General features: G+C 64.3%; 18 protein-coding genes. 9 read left to right on the top strand and 9 right to left on the bottom strand.

Annotated elements, in window-relative coordinates; all coding sequences use genetic code 11:
- Positions 1–30: 30 nt before the first annotated feature.
- Positions 31–1,053: a betaine--homocysteine S-methyltransferase gene (gene bmt, locus C7I85_RS01625; protein WP_106722200.1), complete on the top strand. Its 1,023-nt coding sequence runs from the start codon at positions 31–33 to the stop codon at positions 1,051–1,053.
- Between the two features lie 106 nt (positions 1,054–1,159).
- On the opposite strand, the gene C7I85_RS01620 is transcribed toward bmt, so the two are convergent.
- From C7I85_RS01620 to C7I85_RS01585, 8 genes are all read right to left on the bottom strand, one after another.
- Positions 1,160–1,732, bottom strand: coding sequence for a PadR family transcriptional regulator (locus C7I85_RS01620; protein ID WP_245444753.1), 573 nt, complete (start codon positions 1,730–1,732; stop codon positions 1,160–1,162).
- Positions 1,733–2,149: 417 nt separating this feature from the next.
- Positions 2,150–2,437, bottom strand: coding sequence for a hypothetical protein (locus C7I85_RS01615; RefSeq protein ID WP_245444751.1), 288 nt, complete (start codon positions 2,435–2,437; stop codon positions 2,150–2,152).
- A 96-nt stretch (positions 2,438–2,533) separates the two neighbouring features.
- Positions 2,534–2,959 carry a DUF1810 domain-containing protein gene (locus C7I85_RS01610; RefSeq protein ID WP_106722579.1) on the bottom strand — a complete coding sequence of 142 codons (426 nt, stop codon included), beginning with the start codon at positions 2,957–2,959 and terminating at the stop codon, positions 2,534–2,536.
- Positions 2,960–2,969: 10 nt separating this feature from the next.
- Entirely contained in the window at positions 2,970–3,695 is a 726-nt protein-coding gene (locus C7I85_RS01605) for a dienelactone hydrolase family protein (protein WP_106722198.1), read from the bottom strand.
- Between the two features lie 122 nt (positions 3,696–3,817).
- Entirely contained in the window at positions 3,818–5,128 is a 1,311-nt protein-coding gene (locus C7I85_RS01600; protein ID WP_106722197.1) for a CynX/NimT family MFS transporter, read from the bottom strand.
- Positions 5,125–5,802 (bottom strand): FadR/GntR family transcriptional regulator, encoded by a 678-nt coding sequence (locus C7I85_RS01595; protein ID WP_106722196.1) that lies wholly within the window; start codon positions 5,800–5,802, stop codon positions 5,125–5,127. The genes C7I85_RS01600 and C7I85_RS01595 overlap by 4 nt, the downstream gene beginning before the upstream one ends.
- Before the next feature lie 137 nt (positions 5,803–5,939).
- Positions 5,940–6,629: a hypothetical protein gene (locus tag C7I85_RS01590; protein ID WP_106722195.1), complete on the bottom strand. Its 690-nt coding sequence runs from the start codon at positions 6,627–6,629 to the stop codon at positions 5,940–5,942.
- 96 nt (positions 6,630–6,725) lie between these two features.
- The gene (locus C7I85_RS01585; RefSeq protein WP_106722578.1) at positions 6,726–8,300 is read right to left on the bottom strand and encodes a trimethylamine methyltransferase family protein; all 1,575 of its coding nucleotides are present in this window, start codon (positions 8,298–8,300) and stop codon (positions 6,726–6,728) included.
- 262 nt (positions 8,301–8,562) lie between these two features.
- Between C7I85_RS01585 and C7I85_RS01580 the strand changes: the two genes are divergently transcribed.
- On the top strand, positions 8,563–9,261 hold the full coding sequence (locus C7I85_RS01580; RefSeq protein WP_106722194.1) for a corrinoid protein: 699 nt from the start codon (positions 8,563–8,565) through the stop codon (positions 9,259–9,261).
- 79 nt (positions 9,262–9,340) lie between these two features.
- On the opposite strand, the gene C7I85_RS01575 is transcribed toward C7I85_RS01580, so the two are convergent.
- Positions 9,341–9,481 carry an entericidin A/B family lipoprotein gene (locus C7I85_RS01575; RefSeq protein ID WP_106722193.1) on the bottom strand — a complete coding sequence of 47 codons (141 nt, stop codon included), beginning with the start codon at positions 9,479–9,481 and terminating at the stop codon, positions 9,341–9,343.
- Between the two features lie 88 nt (positions 9,482–9,569).
- On the opposite strand from C7I85_RS01575, the gene C7I85_RS01570 reads away from it, so the two are divergent.
- The 7 genes from C7I85_RS01570 (at position 9,570) to C7I85_RS01540 (ending at position 16,516) form a co-directional block, all read left to right on the top strand.
- Complete coding sequence (locus tag C7I85_RS01570) at positions 9,570–10,205, top strand: DUF1638 domain-containing protein (RefSeq protein ID WP_106722192.1); 636 nt, start codon at positions 9,570–9,572, stop codon at positions 10,203–10,205.
- Between the two features lie 55 nt (positions 10,206–10,260).
- Positions 10,261–10,839, top strand: coding sequence for a DUF4893 domain-containing protein (locus tag C7I85_RS01565; RefSeq protein ID WP_106722577.1), 579 nt, complete (start codon positions 10,261–10,263; stop codon positions 10,837–10,839).
- 196 nt (positions 10,840–11,035) lie between these two features.
- Positions 11,036–11,338 (top strand): virulence factor, encoded by a 303-nt coding sequence (locus tag C7I85_RS01560; RefSeq protein WP_106722191.1) that lies wholly within the window; start codon positions 11,036–11,038, stop codon positions 11,336–11,338.
- Positions 11,331–11,915: a methylenetetrahydrofolate reductase C-terminal domain-containing protein gene (locus C7I85_RS01555; protein ID WP_106722190.1), complete on the top strand. Its 585-nt coding sequence runs from the start codon at positions 11,331–11,333 to the stop codon at positions 11,913–11,915. The genes C7I85_RS01560 and C7I85_RS01555 overlap by 8 nt, the downstream gene beginning before the upstream one ends.
- A complete protein-coding gene (locus tag C7I85_RS01550; RefSeq protein WP_181257047.1) occupies positions 11,912–13,021 on the top strand; it encodes a methylenetetrahydrofolate reductase in 1,110 nt (369 codons plus the stop codon). Before C7I85_RS01555 ends, C7I85_RS01550 begins: the two co-directional genes overlap by 4 nt.
- A gap of 177 nt (positions 13,022–13,198) precedes the next feature.
- Complete coding sequence (locus C7I85_RS01545; protein ID WP_106722189.1) at positions 13,199–14,170, top strand: methyltetrahydrofolate cobalamin methyltransferase; 972 nt, start codon at positions 13,199–13,201, stop codon at positions 14,168–14,170.
- A 282-nt stretch (positions 14,171–14,452) separates the two neighbouring features.
- Positions 14,453–16,516 (top strand): ASKHA domain-containing protein, encoded by a 2,064-nt coding sequence (locus C7I85_RS01540; RefSeq protein WP_106722188.1) that lies wholly within the window; start codon positions 14,453–14,455, stop codon positions 16,514–16,516.
- The last annotated feature ends 88 nt before the right edge of the window (positions 16,517–16,604 follow it).

Here is a 16,604-nt window from a genome sequence, read left to right as displayed (position 1 = left end):
CTCCAACTCCTCACCTGAAGGCAACTTTCCATGACCAACCCGATCGACGCACTCCTGGCGGAAAAGGGCGTGCTGCTCGCCGACGGCGCCACCGGCACCAACCTGTTCGGCATGGGATTGGAAGCCGGCGAGGCACCGGAACTGTGGAACGAGACCGCGCCGGAGAAGATCGCGACGCTGCATCAGAAATTCGTCGATGCCGGCGCCGACATCATCCTCACCAATTCCTTCGGCGGCACCCGCCACCGCCTGAAGCTGCATCACGCGCAGGACCGGGTCTACGAGCTCAACAAGCGCGCCGCCGAGATTGCCCGTTCGGTTGCCGACAAGGCCGGCCGCAAGGTCATCGTTGCCGGTTCGGTAGGGCCGACCGGCGAGCTTTTGGTGCCGTTGGGCGCCCTCACCTATGAGGAAGCCGTCGAGGCCTTTGCCGAGCAGATCAGGGGCCTGAAGGATGGCGGCGCCGAGGTCGCCTGGATCGAGACCATGTCGGCGCCCGACGAGGCGCGCGCGGCGGCGCAGGCAGCAATCGAAGCCGGCCTGCCCTACACGTACACCGTCTCCTTCGACACCGCCGGCCGCTCGATGATGGGCCTGGCGCCGAAGGACATTCATGGCGTTTCCGAGGGGCTTAGCGAAACGCCGGTCGCAGTCGGCGCCAATTGCGGCGTCGGCGCGTCCGATATCCTCGCCTCGCTGCTCGACATGACCGGCGCGAAGCCGGAGGCAACCGTGATCGTGAAGGGCAATTGCGGCATCCCCGAATTCCGCGGCACGGAAATCCACTATTCCGGCACGCCCGAGTTGATGGCCGACTATGTGCGGCTGGCGGTCGACAGCGGCGCAAAAATCATCGGCGGCTGCTGCGGCACTTCGTTTGCCCACCTTGCCGCGATGCGCGAGGCGCTGGACACCCACCACAAAGCCACGCGCCCGACGATCGAAACGATCGTGGATCGCATCGGCCCGTTGCGCAACAAAACGGCTGACGAGAGCGGCGCTGCCGAAGGCGAAGGCGGCTCACGCCGCGAGCGCCGCCGCAGCCGCGGCTGATTACGCACAGCGGGCGTAATCCGACCTTAAAGAAAAGGCACCGTCGCATTGACTGCGGCGGTGCCTTTTTCATTCCAAGACAGGTATCCTGCCGGAGCAGCAACGCTTAGAGCTTGTCGAAGTCGTTGCGCGCCTTCTTCAGGATCTGCACGGCCTTTTCGGCCTGCTCGGGCGACAGCGAGCCCTCGCGCAGCCGCATGACGACCGCCCGGCGCAGCGCGCGGAACTCGTCGCCCAGCGCCGCCCCGCCCATCTCGGCCGAAGCCTCGTCAAGCTGGGCATTGATGCGCGCCAGCTCCTCGGCGTGATCGGCGAGATAGGCCTTGCCCTCTTCGGTGATCGAATACAGCCGCTTGTTGCCCTCCGTCTGCGAGGAGACGAGATCGGCTTCCTCCAGCATCTGCAGCATCGGGTAGATCGCGCCGGGGCTCGGGCTGTAGGCGCCCTGGAACTTGGCTTCCAGCGCCTTGATGATGTCGTAGCCGTGGCGCGGCTCCTCAGCGATCAGGCCGAGCACGACGAGCCGCAGCGCGCCGGGATCGAACATTCGGGGGCCACGCCCGCCAAACGGGCCGCCATGGTGACGGCCAAAGCGCCCGCCTCCTCCGCGGCCGAAGCGTCCGCCGCCCCTGCCGCCTTCCGCGCCCGACATGAACCAGTCGCCGCCGCAGTTTTTCATTTTTGCATGCATGAACATACGAGTACCTCTCATGGGTTTCGTTTCTGATGCGATATATCTATTCAACGATATATCTTTTGCAAGATATATCGCACGAGAGACATATCGAACGGAGAGCAAGGCTCTGATTTCACGACGAAAATTTTTGCAAGATTGACGGCATCGGCATTACGTTCATCGCTCTCTGAAGATCTCGCATGGCTTCACCTGCCCCCGGCGAGAGCAACATCGCGGCGCCTTGGGGCACTGATGAAAGTGTAGGCAAACGGGGGACAGCCCCCGTCGACCCGCACGCCCCCGGGCCGGGAAAAACTGTCGTCAGGATGAAAAAGCAAAAACGGCGCGCGATGAGTTCATCGGCGCCGTCTGCAAGGAAGCGTTTCGCTGGTCGCTGAAACGCGGTCGGGATTGGTTGCCTCAGGTAGAACTGACGTCGCTGTAGCTCTGCTGGGCAGTGCGGAGATCCGTCTGGCTGCCGTCATTCTTCATCTGAATGAGGACGTCCGACAATGCCGGGGTGACGATCTGCTCGAGCATGAGCCGGAAGCGTTCATTGGTGAGGGCCGAGCGGGCAACATCGCGCGCGGCGGCGACATCCTGTCGAATCCGCGCCGTCTCGGCGGCTCCGTGCAACGAAGCGCCCTGCGATGCTTCAGTTCCAGCGGGACGGCCCAGACCCAAGCTCGCGACTCCCCCAACGTTCATGCCTACCCCCGATCTGCTGTGGCGTGTCCGATATCAGGCACGCCTTGCCCAAACGTGTATTTCGGCACTTGCCTTTGATTAGAGTTTTAAGAGGGCTCAGGAGCGCAACAGGTCGAGCGTGGCCTGATCGGCTGCGCCGCCGAAATATCGGTCGAGCGCCTGGCGGAAAATCGGATCCTCTGGGGCTGCCTGCTCGAAAAGCGTCAGCGAGGACCGCAGCTTGCGGTCATCGGGACTGCCGAAGATCTCATGCGCCGAACGCCCCTCGACCTCGAGAAGAAGGCTTACGCATAGCCGCAGACGTGTGCCCAACACCGGATGCTCCAGATAGGCCCGTGCCTCGCCCAGCGACCCGATCGCATAGCGTTGCGACATGGCGCTCATGCCAAGGCCCGCGATCTGGGGAAAGACGAACCACATCCAGTGGCTCGTCTTGCGGCCGTTCTTCAGTTCGGCGCAGACCTCGGCGATGACAGGGTCCTGGGCGCTGACGAAGCGGACAAGATCGAAAGGGTCCGCCAGGTCCGTCATCTCAGCGCAGCGCCTCCGAGAAGAACTCGATGAGACGCTTCCAATGACGCTCGGCGCCGGCCTTGTTGTAGGCGCCATGGTCGGGCACGCACCAGCCGTGCGCCATGCCGACATAGTTTTCGATGATGTGATCGACTTCGGCCGCACGCAGCGCTTCGGCAAGCCGCGCCGACTGTTCCGGCGGAAAGCTGCGGTCGACGCCGGCGGTGCCGACATAGACCCGTGCCTTGATCTCGACCGCGCGCCTGTATGGGCTGTCGGGCGCGTCGCTGGCGAGATTGCCCCCATGCAGGGAGGCCGCGGCCTTGATTTTGTCGGGGTAGCTGGCAGCCGCATTGAGCGCCCGCGCGCCGCCCATGCAGTAGCCGACGACGCCGACCGAACCGGTGACGCCCTCGGAAACGAGCGCTTCGATGAACGCACCGCTGTCGCGGATGGTCATTTCTTGCGTCGTGCTCCCTAGGATCGCCATCAACGCCTTCTTGCTGTCTTCATTTTCGAAGGCGGTCGCGGCATCGAACGGACCATAAGGCGCATGACGGTAGAAAAGATCGGGCACCAGCACGGCATAGCCTTCGCCCGCCAGACGCTCGGCCATGCCGTCGAGGGCGGGACGCGGCCCGAAGGCGTCCATGTAGAGGATCACGCCGGCCTTTGCGCCCGCGCCGAACAGGCCGGCTCGAGCCGCGCCGTCCTTGGTCCTGATCTCAATGTCCTTCTTTGCCACCGTCGATCCCTCTCCTGCTGTTCCTGGCGCGATAGATACCCGCGCGAAGGCCGTCGGCAAGGGTTGGGCCGACTTGCTCATTCCCAAAATATTGGAAATCCGGCGGCAATCGCCAAGGCCCGTCAGTCGTCGATCCGCACGGTCCTTGCGCTCACATGCAGCGCACGGCCGGCTCCCAGACCGGCAATGGCGGCGCCGACGCCAAGCACGACGAACAGTACCGCGGTCGCCTGGAAACTGCCGGTCCAGCCGCGAATAAGCCCGACCAGCAGCGGTCCGATGGCCGCCAGCACATAGCCGACGCCTTGCGCCATGCCCGACAGATGCGCGGCGATATGCGAATCCGGCGAGCGCAGCACGATCAGCGTCATCGCCGCCGCAATCAGCCCGCCCTGCCCGACGCCCTGCAGGATCGCCCAGAACACGATGGTCGAGGTGGGCGCAAAGAGAATGCCGAACAAGGCGATGACGGCCATGACCACCAGCCCGACATTCACCGCGCGCTGGTTTCTCTGCCGCACCGCGAAGGACGGCACCGCAAGGCAGGTGACCACCTGCGCCATGACCGAAAGTGAAACCAGCGCGCCGGCGGTGGTCGCATCGAAGCCGCGCTCGCGCAGGATGGGGGCCAGCCAGCCGAAGACGCAGTAGGCCAGCGCCGACTGCAGGCCCATGAACAGCGTGACCTGCCAGGCAAGGCGATCGCGCCACAGGCCGGTGACGCGGAAGCCGCTGTGGCTGACCGTCCGCCGGCTGCCCAGCGCCTGCGGCGTCCAGATCAGCGCCACGATGACGGCCGGCACGGCCCAGGCAGCGAGCGCGCCCGACCAGGAGCCGGTCAGCAGATGCTCGATCGGCAAGGTGAGGCCTGCGGCTCCCGCCGAGCCCGCGCAGAGCGCCATGGTGTAGAGCCCGGTCATCATCGCCGCCCGATCGGGGAAATCGCGCTTCACCAGGCCGGGCAGCAACACATTGCCGATGGCGATCGCCCCGCCGGCAAGGAAGGTGGCGAAGAACAGCAGCGGCACCGACTCCAGGCCGCGCAGCGCTGTGCCCAGCGCCAGCAGAAGCAGCGCGCCGAGCAGTGTGCGCTCGGCCCCAAAACGCTGCGCAAGCTTGGGTGCGAGCGGCGCGAAAACGCCGAGGCAAAGCACAGGCAGCGTCGTCAGCAAGCTGGCCCACGTGGTGGAAAGCTCGGCCTCCTGCATCACTTCCGGCAGCAGCACCGAAAGGCTGGAAAACAACGGGCGCAGATTGAAGGCAATCAGAACGAGGCTGGCGCCGAGCACGAAGCGCGCACCCGGGCTGCGCATAACCGGCGGTTGCGGCTTGGGAAGACTGTCTTCCTCCGCGTCGATCAGTTGCTCGTCGAGCGCGTTGATGGCGGCGTGCCGGGCCTGCCGGTCGTCCCGGCTGGAAATATTCTGGTTCATTGCGAAAGAAGCCGATCGAGTTCGTGGAGGACGGGCGCCATGAAGGCGCGGACGGTAGCGGCAGCCCGCTCCGGATCACCGGATGCGATGCCTTCGACGACGGCCGCGTGGGCGGCGGCATCCGGCTCGGGCAATTGGCCTGCAAGGGTGGAATCAATCGTCTCGGCGATTGCTCCGGTGAAGAAGTCGTAGAGCTCCATCATCGCGCGGTTGCCGGAAACCTCGACGATCGCCCTATGGAACGCGATGTCGCGGCGGACGAAGGCTTCGCGGTCGGCATCGGCGGCCGTGCCGCGCGCGGCAAGCAGCCTGCGCAGCTTTTCGAGATCGGCCGGCGCGTGGCGGATGGCCGCGAGGCGCGCAGCCTCGGCATCGAGCGCGGTACGTGCCTCCCACTGGTCGCGCAGGCCGGCGCGCTTGACGCGGTCGAGGGCTGCGCTGGGGTCGACGGCCGAGCGCACATAGGTGCCCGAGCCCTGCCGGGTTTCCAGCAAGCCTTGCGAGACCAGCGCGCGCACTGCCTCGCGCACTGTGCCGCGGCTGACCGACAGCATCTCGCTGAGGGTCGCCTCGTTGGGAATCCGCTCGCCGACCGCCCAGCGTCCGCTGACGATCTCGGCGCGAACGCTTGCGGCGGCGCTGTCGGCAAGGTTGGTTCGGGTTGCTGGCTGCATGGCAAAAAGATCAAATCATCTGATGACTCGCAGATAACTCTCCCGATAGCTTTGCGTCAACCCAATCGATCAGCGATCAAGTTTGTGCGAACGCGATGAGACAGAGTTCGGCGGGCGTCAGACCGCCGCCTACGCGATCAGCGCACGGGGCTGGCAAAACTCGCCATGTGAAAGGCCTGCACGTCCGCCGGATAGCGATATTCTGCACCTGCCGGGCAAGCATTTCGGTCGAGGCAGCCGCCAGTCCGGCAAGGCTCGCCATTCGCGCCACGAACATGCGCAAGGCACGCCTCATAGGCAAATCCGCCCGGCGAATAGGCATCGACCGGACAGGATTTCATGCAGGGTTTTCCGACACATGCATCGCAAAGGTGACTCACTTTGCGAGGTTCTTGAATCGGAATCTCGATCTCGAAAAGCAGCGCCCCACGATAGGCGTGCCAGAGGCCGTACTCCGGATGCATGAGAATGCCGAGCGGCGACGGCTTTAGACCCTCCGCTCGCATCGCCCATTGCTGGAAAGGCAGCCACGGCCGGTCCGATGGCGACACCGCCCGCGCCCCGAACTTTTGCCCCGCCTGCCCGATCACCACGCGTGACCAGGTATCGAGCGGATCTTTCAGGTCTGCAGGCTGGCGTTCCCGCCAACGCGAAAAGTGCGGCCAGGGCGCGGCGCCCGCCTGCCCCACAAGCAGCACTGAGCTGGCCGGCCAGCCTGACCGTCCGGGCGGAGCTTCCTCGCCGGCACCAAAAACGAAACCGCCGCGCGGGATGAGACCATGCTCAGCCAGCGCGGCGGAAATGTCTTCAAGGAAGCGGGGTGACAAGCCTCACCCCTTCCGGGCCGGATCGGAAAACGCCGTCCGCCAGACTTCCTTGTGAATAATGTTGGCCACTTTAGCCCGGCCAGAATCGGGCTCTCTTCAAGTGAAGGCGTCGGGCATCGACTCCTTCCTCTTGGCGATGAAGTCCTTCAGCGCCTCGTCAATGCCTTCGTCCAGATGCGGCGCCTCGTAGCTCTCCAGCCAGCGGCGGGCGAGTTCGTTGGCGCGCTGCGGTGCCGACTTCTGCCCTTCGGCCAGCCACTGCTCGTAGGAATTATTGTCGGCAATCGACGAGCGGTAGAAGGCGCTCTGGAAATTGGCCTGCGTGTGATCGCAGCCGAGATAATGGCTGCCCGGACCAACCTGGCGGATGGCGTCCATGGCCTGGCCGTTCTCCGACAGGTCGACGCCTTCGCAGAACTTCTGCTGCATGCCGAGCTGGTCGATGTCCATCATGAACTTCTCGTAGCAGGAGGCGAGACCGCCTTCGAGCCAGCCGGCGGCGTGAAGCACGAAGTTCGTGCCGGCCAGCACCGTGGAGTTCAGCGTGTTGGCGCTTTCATAGGCAGCCTGCGCATCCGGAACCTTGGAGGCGCAGAGCGAGCCGCCGGTACGGAACGGCAGGCCGAGACGGCGGGCAAGCTGGGCTGCGCCATAGGACACCAGCGACGGCTCAGGCGTGCCGAAGGTCGGCGCGCCCGATTGCATAGAGATCGACGAGGCGAAGGTGCCGAAGATCACCGGCGCGCCGGGACGGATCAGCTGGGTGAAGGAAGCGCCGGCCAGCACTTCGGCCAGAACCTGGGTCAGCGTGCCGGCCACAGTCACCGGGCTCATCGCGCCGGCGAGAATGAACGGCGTGACGATGCAGGCCTGGTTATTGCGGGCATAAACCTTCAGCGCGCCAAGCATGGTCTCGTCAAAAACCATCGGCGAGTTGGCGTTGATGAGGCTGGTGAGCACCGTGTTCTCATCGACGAACTTTTCGCCGAAGAGAATCTTGCACATCGCGATCGTGTCTTCCGCGCGCTCGGGCGCGGTCACCGAGCCCATGAACGGCTTGTCGGAATAGCGCATATGCGCATAGATCATGTCGAGATGGCGCTTGTTGACCGGAACATCCACCGGCTCGCAAACCGTGCCGCCCGAATGATGGATCGACGGCGCCATATAGGCGAGCTTCACGAAATTGTTGAAATCCTCGATCGTCGCGTAGCGGCGGTTGCCGTCGAGGTCGCGCACGAAGGGCGGGCCGTAGACCGGCGCGAACACGGTGGCATTGCCGCCGATCTGAACCGAGCGGGCGGCGTTGCGGGCGTGCTGCGTGTAGATTGACGGCGCTGTCTTGAGCAGCGAGCGGCAGAGCCCCTTGGGGAAATGCACGCGCTCGCCCTTCACGTCGGCGCCGGCTTGCTTCCACAGCGCCAGCGCTTCGGCGTCGTCGCGGAACTCGATGCCGACTTCTTCCAGCACGATCTCGGCGTTCTTCTCGATCAGCGCCAGGCCTTCCTCGTCGAGAACGTCGTAGACCTTGATCTTGCGGTTGATATAGGTCTGCTGCACGCCGGGGCCGCCGCCAGAACGCGCCGCGCGCCGCGCTGCAGCACCGCCACCGGCGCCACGGCCGCGTCGCGTGCCGGAGCCTTCCTGCTCGGACAAGAGATTATCTTCCATCGAAGTCATCCTTAGAAATCAGACATCGGGCGCCATGTTCGCACCCCTGTCCGGATCGTAGTCATGCACCCTTATCGAAACGGCCCGCAAGCGCCAAGACCTGTCTCAAAATCGACAACCAAAGCTATAAATTTCCAGTCGCTTTCCTTTTGCCGGAAGTCGCAAATCAGCTATGGCGAAATGCCCTTTGCGTAATAGGTATTGGAGTGAAATTGCGCGCCGTGCGTAAAGTGCCGCCGGCGGCCACGAGGAGCCGATTAAAATGTCCGACGACGAGATCATCCTGTCCGAGCTTTCCGACGAAGAACTCGTACAGCAGATGCACGACGACCTTTACGATGGCCTCAAGGAGGAGATCGAGGAAGGCACCAACATCCTGCTCGAACGCGGCTGGGTCCCCTATGCGGTGCTGACCGAGGCGCTGGTCGAAGGCATGCGCATCGTCGGCGAAGATTTCCGCGATGGCATCCTGTTCGTGCCGGAAGTGCTGCTCTCGGCCAACGCCATGAAGGCCGGCATGTCCATCCTGCGCCCGCTGCTGGCCGCCACCGGCGCGCCGAAGCAGGGCAAGCTGGTGATCGGCACCGTCAAGGGCGACATCCACGACATCGGCAAGAACCTCGTCGGCATGATGATGGAAGGCGCCGGCTTCGACGTCGTCGACCTCGGTATCAACAACCCGGTCGAGAACTACCTGGCTGCCATCGAAGAGCACCAGCCCGACATCATCGGCATGTCCGCGCTGCTCACCACCACCATGCCCTACATGAAGGTCGTCATCGACACCATGAAGGAAAAGGGCATCCGCGAAGACTACGTCGTGCTGGTCGGCGGCGCGCCGCTCAACGAGGAATTTGGCAAGGCCGTTGGCGCCGACGCCTACTGCCGCGACGCGGCGGTGGCGGTCGAAACCGCCAAGGACTTCATGAAGCGCCGGCACAACGTCCGCGCTTCTGCCTAAGCAATAAAAAAGGCCGCGCTCTGCGCGGCCTTGTTCTTTCCGGCAGCAGACCGGATGGGCCCCCGCCCCTCAACCGTCCCTAGTTCGTAACCGCCTGCTCGACGGCCCGCGCGGTAGACTTGACGTCTTTGCCGACACCGCGGATCGTATTGGCACAGGCCGAGATCGCCAGTGCGCAGACCAGAATGGCGGCAAGCGACGCGAAGCGCGAAAGTTTCATGGACGGTATCTCCCTCTTAGCTGCAAATCGCCCGGGCCTCTATTAGATAAACGGGATATACGTGCAAGGGCGAAAGACCCACAGTTTCATGGAAACCGCAACGAACACGCTCCAAGGCAAACCGGACCGGCTTTTGGTCATCGGCTGTGGCATGATTGCACGCGAGGTTCTGGCGGTTAAGGAGCAGCTTGGGCTGGACCATCTCGACCTCACCTGCCTGCCGGCTGAGTTCCACTATTATCCCGACCGGATTCCGCCAGCGCTGGACAAGGCCATCGTGAAAGCCAAGGCCGAAGGCTATGACCGGATCTTCGTCGGCTATGCCGATTGCGGCACCGGCGGCATGCTCGATGGCGTGTGCGAAAAGCACGGCGTCGAGCGCATGGCCGGCCCGCACTGCTTCGCCTTCTACCAGGGCATGCAGGCCTTCGAGGCGATCGCCGACGGCGACATGCTGTCCTTCTACATGACCGACTTCCTGTGCCGGCAGTTCGACGCCTTCTTCATCAAGCCGCTCGGGCTCGACCGGCATCCGGAACTGATCCGCGACTATTTCGGCCACTACCAGAAGGTCGTCTACCTGGCGCAAACGAACGATCCGGCGCTCGACAAGGTGGCCGAGGATGCCGCAAAGCTGCTGGGGCTTGCCTATGAGCGACGCTTCACCGGCTATGGCGACCTGACCGCCTCACTGGCCAAGGCGACTGCGAAAAAGGCCGGCTGACCATGAACGCGCTGCCGCAATAGCCGGCTCCGTTCGAAACGAGGGGGAATTGACCGTGACGATCCGCAAAGCACTCCTTGCGCTGATGCTCGTCCTGCCCGCCTCCCAGGCGCTGGCAACCGGCGAAATCGAAAGCCTGATCACCCCAGCCGATCGCGCCCGCCTCGGACAGTATGATGCCACCCGCAAAGCAGCGCTCGACGAGGCGCGCAAAGGCGGCGGCACCGGAGATGTCGCAACCCTGGATGCACTGCTTGCCAAGAAACCGATCGCGTTCGGCGATTTCGACATGACCGGCAATTGGCAATGCCGCACGATCAAGGTGGGCGGGCCTGTACCGCTGGTCGTCTACGGCTGGTTCAAATGCCGGGTCGCCGACGACGGCTCCGGCTGGCATCTGGAAAAATTGTCCGGCTCGCAACGCACCAGCGGTCGCTTCTTCACCGACAGCGACACACGCCTCACCTATCTCGGTGCGCTTCATGTCGGCGGCGAAAAGCCGAAGCGCTATCCCTCCGGCCCGGACAGCGACCAAGCGGGTTATGCCTTCAGAACCGGACCGAACGAGTGGCGCATCGAATTCCCCGCACCGCGCTACGAATCCAAGCTCGACATCCTCGAACTGCGCCGCTGAACGACAAGACATCGTGCCGTCGCCGCGGCGTTTGGCAGGTCCTTTGGGTCCGGCATTTGCATTCGCCTGAAACCTTCATCGTCATTCCTGTTTGCGACATGGCCCTACGTCGCTTTTGAAGGCGCGCGCGTCGCCCCATAACAAGCGGCGCCACAACGGTTGCGGCAATGCTCGGTCAACTGGGAGTGAAACATAAATGGCCGATCTGATCATCGTTTACTGGCGCGACATCCCCGCCCAGGTCATCGTCAAGAAGGGCCGGCAGAACGCCAAGCGCGAACTGCCGCTGCGCTTCACCGAGGCGATCGACATGTGCGCCATGCGCACTGGCGCCGGCGACACCGACGCCTATCTGGCCGAGTGGCGCAAGGCCGACCCGGTGCCGGTGAGCGATGACCTCGAAGCCGAGGCCGACAAGGCCGCGGCCGCGCTCGACACCGAATTCACCCGCGAGCGGCTGGTCGCTTTGGTCAAGGCGGGCGGAAAAGAAAATGTCTGAGACAAAGCCGATCGTCACCCAGGCCACCCTGGTCAAACAGGCTGCGCCGAAAAGCGACTACAAGCCGGCCGACGTGTCGCCACAGCGACGCGTGCAGCGCAAATACAGCATCCGCCTGTGGTCGATCCGCCATTCGCGCTTGCTCGAATGGTTCTATGCCCGTTTCGCGGATGCGTTCCTGATGCTGCATCCACTGTGGAGGGGCATCGGCTATGCCCGCGTCGAGGCACCGGTGAAGTTCGTCGAGAAGCGCGTGAAGGGCCTGATGTTCGACTGCCGCATGTGCGGCCAGTGCGTACTCTCCTCCACCGGCATGTCCTGCCCGATGAACTGCCCCAAGCAGCTGCGCAACGGTCCTTGCGGCGGCGTGCGCGCCAACGGCAATTGCGAAGTTGAGCCCGATATGCCCTGCGTCTGGGTCAAGGCTTGGGAAGGCTCGCGAAACATGACCAAGGGCGACGCCATCCTCAACGTCCAGAAGCCGGTCGACCAGTCGCTGCGCGAAACTTCGGCCTGGCTGCGCGTGACCGCGCAGGCCGCCGCCGCGCGCGAGGCCGCCAATAAGGAACCCGCATGAACATGGCCACGCCGCGTCCTCCCCATCCAGATGAAAACCCGGCAGGCATCGACCTGCCGCTGGACCCGCTGCCCGGCCACTCCTCACGCGGACGCCTCGAGCGCGTGCTGCGGCGCGGCGAGTTTGCCGTGACCACCGAGCTCAACCCGCCCGACAGCGCCAACCCGCAGGACGTCTACGAACGCGCCGCGATCTTCGACGGCTGGGTCGACGGCATCAATGCGGTCGACGCCTCGGGCGCCAACTGCCACATGTCCTCGGTCGGCATCTGCGCGCTGCTGACGCGCATGGGCTATGCGCCGATCATGCAGATCGCCTGCCGCGACAAGAACCGCATCGCCATCCAGGGCGACGTGCTGGGCGCGGCCGCCATGGGCGTGGCCAACATCCTCTGCCTCACCGGTGACGGCGTGCAGGCCGGCGACCAGCCCGGCGCCAAGCCGGTGTTCGACCTCGACTCCATGTCGCTGCTCGAAACCGTCCGCATCATGCGCGACAACGGAAAATTCCTGTCGGGCCGCAAGCTGACCACGCCGCCGCAGGTCTTCCTTGGCGCTGCTGTGAACCCTTTTGCGCCGCCCTACGATTTCCGCCCGATCCATCTCGGCAAGAAGATCGCCGCCGGCGCACAGTTCGTGCAGACGCAGTACTGCTTCGACGTGCCGATGTTCCGCGACTTCATGGAGCGTGCGCGCGACCTCGGCTTTACCGAGAAGGTCTTCGTCCTGTGCGGCGTGGGTCCTCTCGCCTCTGCCAAGACGGCCAAGTGGATCCGCTCCAACGTGCCGGGCGTCCACATTCCCGATTCGGTCATCAAGCGGCTGGAAGGCGCGCAGGACCAGAAGAAGGAAGGCAAGCAGCTCTGCATAGACATCATCAACGAGGTGAAGGAGATCCCCGGCGTCTCCGGCATCCATGTGATGGCCTATCGCCAGGAAGAATACGTCGCCGAAATGGTGCATGAATCGGGCGTGCTCAAGGGCCGAAAGCCCTGGAAGCGCGAGGTCCGCGCGGACGACCAGATGGTTGCCGACCGGCTCGACCACATCCTGCACGACGACGCGACGCAGCAGCCGGTACAGTTGGTGGAAAAGGCCGCCCACTAGATCGCCGTGCGTCCGTTCGGACGCACAAAGGACGATCTAGCACTTAGAATGAGCATCGGATTATTCCGAAAACCGGTACCCACTTTTCGGTCCGATGCTCTGAGCGCCCTGCCCGCCCCATTTGAAACAGAACAGTCAACGATATAAAGAAATCTTTATATCCCAACGGAGAACTTCATGACCCGCACCATCGTCGCCTCGGCGACCAAGGAAATCATCATCGGCTTCGACCAGCCCTTTTGCGTCATCGGCGAGCGCATCAACCCGACCGGCCGCAAGAAACTGGCCGCCGAGATGGTCGCCGGCAATTTCGAGACGGTCATCAAGGACGCACTCGAACAGGCTGCCGCTGGCGCCACGATGCTGGACGTCAATGCCGGCGTTACCGCCGTCGACCCCAACGCCACCGAACCCGCACTTCTGGTGCAGACGCTGGAGATCGTGCAGGGCCTGGTCGACCTGCCGCTGTCGATCGACAGCTCGGTGACGGGAGCGATCGAGGCGGCGCTGAAGGTCGCCAAGGGCCGCCCGCTGGTCAACTCCGTCACCGGCGAGGAAGAGAAGCTCGAAGCCATCCTGCCGCTGGTCAAGAAGTATAACGTGCCGGTGGTGGCGATCTCCAACGACGAGACCGGCATCTCGATGGACCCCGACGTGCGCTTCGCGGTCGCCAAGAAGATTGTCGAGCGCGCCGCCGACTATGGCATCCCCGCGCATGACGTGGTCGTCGACCCGCTGGTGATGCCGATCGGCGCGCTGGGCGACGCCGGCCGCCAGGTGTTTGCGCTGCTGCGCCGCCTGCGCGAGGAGTTGAAGGTCAACACCACCTGCGGTCTCTCGAACATCTCCTTCGGCCTGCCGCACCGCCACGGCATCAACGGCGCCTTCATCCCGATGGTGATCGGCGCTGGCATGACCTCGGCCATCATGAACCCCTGCCGCCCGCAGGAGATGGAAGCGGTGCGCGGCGCCAACGTGCTGAACGGCACCGACGAGAACTGCACCACCTGGATCAAGACCTACAAGGACTACAAGCCGGGCGAGCATGCCGCCCCCGCCCCTGTTGCCGTCAACGCCCCTGGCGAAGCTGCCGCCAACAATGGCGGACGCCGGCGCGGCGGCCGCGAGGCGCGCATGGCACGAGGATAATTCGACCGGAGAGCGACGTGTCGCATATTGCCCAGTCAGTTCCGTCCGGCGCATTTGGCCGGACGGCAGGACAACGGCTTTCAGCCGCGGGCATTGGCGACCGAATTTTCCGGAATCCCAGCGTAAGATCTTACATTCTATCGCATAGACCCTGGCCTGCCCGATGGGCGGGCCTTGACCCGTTTCGCAAGACAATTGCTGCGCTACTGATGACCATGGCCGCCAGTGCGGCAACCTGCCGGAAGCTGGCAGGAACGAGCGCGGCCGCAAGGAGTGCCTGAGATGAACTCTCCCGCCAACATCACCGATCCGTTGGTCCTGTTCATGCCGTCGGGCAAGCGCGGACGCTTCCCTGTGGGCACGCCGGTGCTCGATGCCGCACGCCAGCTTGGCGTCTATGTCGAAAGCGTCTGCGGCGGGCGCGCCACCTGCGGCCGCTGCCAGATCGAGGTGCAGGAAGGCAATTTCGCCAAGCACAAGATCGTCTCGTCCAACGAGCACATCTCGGCCAAGGGGCCGAAGGAAGAGCGCTATGAGCGCGTGCGCGGCCTGCCCGAAGGGCGCCGCCTCTCCTGCTCGGCCACCATCCAGGGCGACCTCGTCATCGACGTGCCGCAGGACACGGTCATCAACGCACAGGTGGTGCGCAAGGCCGCCGTCGACCGCCACATCGAGCGCAATCCGGCAATCCAGCTCTGCTATGTCGAGGTCGACGAGCCCGACATGCACAAGCCGCTAGGCGACCTCGACCGCCTCAAGGCGATGCTGGAGAAGGACTGGGGCTGGAAGGACCTCCTGATCGCGCCGCATCTTATTCCGCAGGTGCAGGGCATATTGCGCAAGGGCAACTGGGGCGTCACCGCCGCCATCCACCGCGACACGGACTCTTCACGCCCCTTCATCATCGGCCTCTGGCCCGACCTGAAGAACGAGGCCTACGGCATCGCCTGCGACATCGGCTCGACCACCATCGCCATGCATCTGGTGTCGCTGCTTTCGGGCCGCATCGTCGCCTCGTCGGGCACGTCCAACCCGCAGATCCGCTTCGGCGAAGACCTGATGAGCCGCGTCTCCTACGTGATGATGAATCCGGACGGGCGCGAGGCCATGACCAAGGCCGTGCGCGAGGCCGTCAACACGCTGATCGGCAAGGTTTGCGAGGAAGGCGGCGTCGATCGCCACGACATCCTCGATTCGGTCTTCGTCGCCAACCCGATCATGCACCACCTGTTCCTGGGCATTGACCCGACCGAGCTTGGCCAGGCGCCCTTCGCGCTGGCCGTTTCGGGCGCGCTGCAATACTGGGCGCATGACATCGACATCGAGATCAATCTGGGCGGTCGCGTCTATCTGCTGCCCTGCATCGCCGGCCATGTCGGCGCCGACGCCGCCGGCGCGACGCTGTCCGAAGGTCCGTATCGACAGGACAAGATGATGCTCCTGGTCGATGTCGGTACGAATGCCGAAATCGTACTTGGTAACAACAAACGCGTGGTGGCCGCTTCTTCGCCGACGGGCCCGGCCTTCGAGGGGGCCGAGATCTCGTCCGGCCAGCGCGCCGCTCCCGGCGCCATCGAACGCGTGCGCATCGACCCCGAAACGCTGGAGCCGAAATACCGCGTCATCGGCGTGGACAAGTGGTCCGACGAGGAAGGTTTTGAGGAAGACGCCAAGGCCACCGGCGTCACCGGCATCTGCGGCTCGGCCATCATCGAGGTGGTGGCGGAGATGTATCTGTCCGGCGTCATCTCGGAGGACGGCGTGGTCGACGGCTCGCTCGCCGAGCGCTCGACGCGCATCATCCAGAACGGCCGCACCTTCTCCTACCTGCTGCGCGATGGAGAACCGCGCATCACGGTGACGCAGAACGACGTGCGCGCCATCCAGCTTGCCAAGGCCGCGCTCTATGCAGGCGTGAAGCTCCTGATGGAAAAGCAGGGCGTTGAGACGGTCGACACGATCCGCTTCGCCGGCGCCTTCGGCTCCTTCATCGATCCGAAATACGCCATGGTGCTCGGCCTGATCCCCGACTGCGACCTTTCGGAAGTGAAGGCGGTGGGCAATGCCGCAGGCACCGGCGCGCTGATGGCGCTGCTCAACCGCGGCCATCGCCGCGAGATCGAGAAGGAAGTCGGCCGCATCGAAAAGATCGAGACCGCGCTGGAGCCCAATTTCCAGCAGCTTTTCATCGATGCCATGGCGCTGCCCAACAAGGTCGATCCGTTCCCGAAGCTCGCCGAACAGGTGAAGCTGCCACCGCGCAAGGTGCTCGCGGAAGAGACCACGGGCGACGGTGCGCCGCGCCGGCGCTCGCGCGAGGAGCGCGCCGCAAGACGCCGAGGGTGATGCTAACCCAGCGAGACTGATGTTCCGGCCTTGACGAAGGCCGGAACGGGCACAAATTCAAGGCAGGGAGGCGGCAGCCGGAGGTCCG

The organism is Pseudaminobacter soli (ex Li et al. 2025) (assembly GCF_003012705.1).
Lineage (GTDB): Bacteria > Pseudomonadota > Alphaproteobacteria > Rhizobiales > Rhizobiaceae > Pseudaminobacter > Pseudaminobacter soli.
This window is presented reverse-complemented; position numbering and strand designations above follow the sequence as displayed.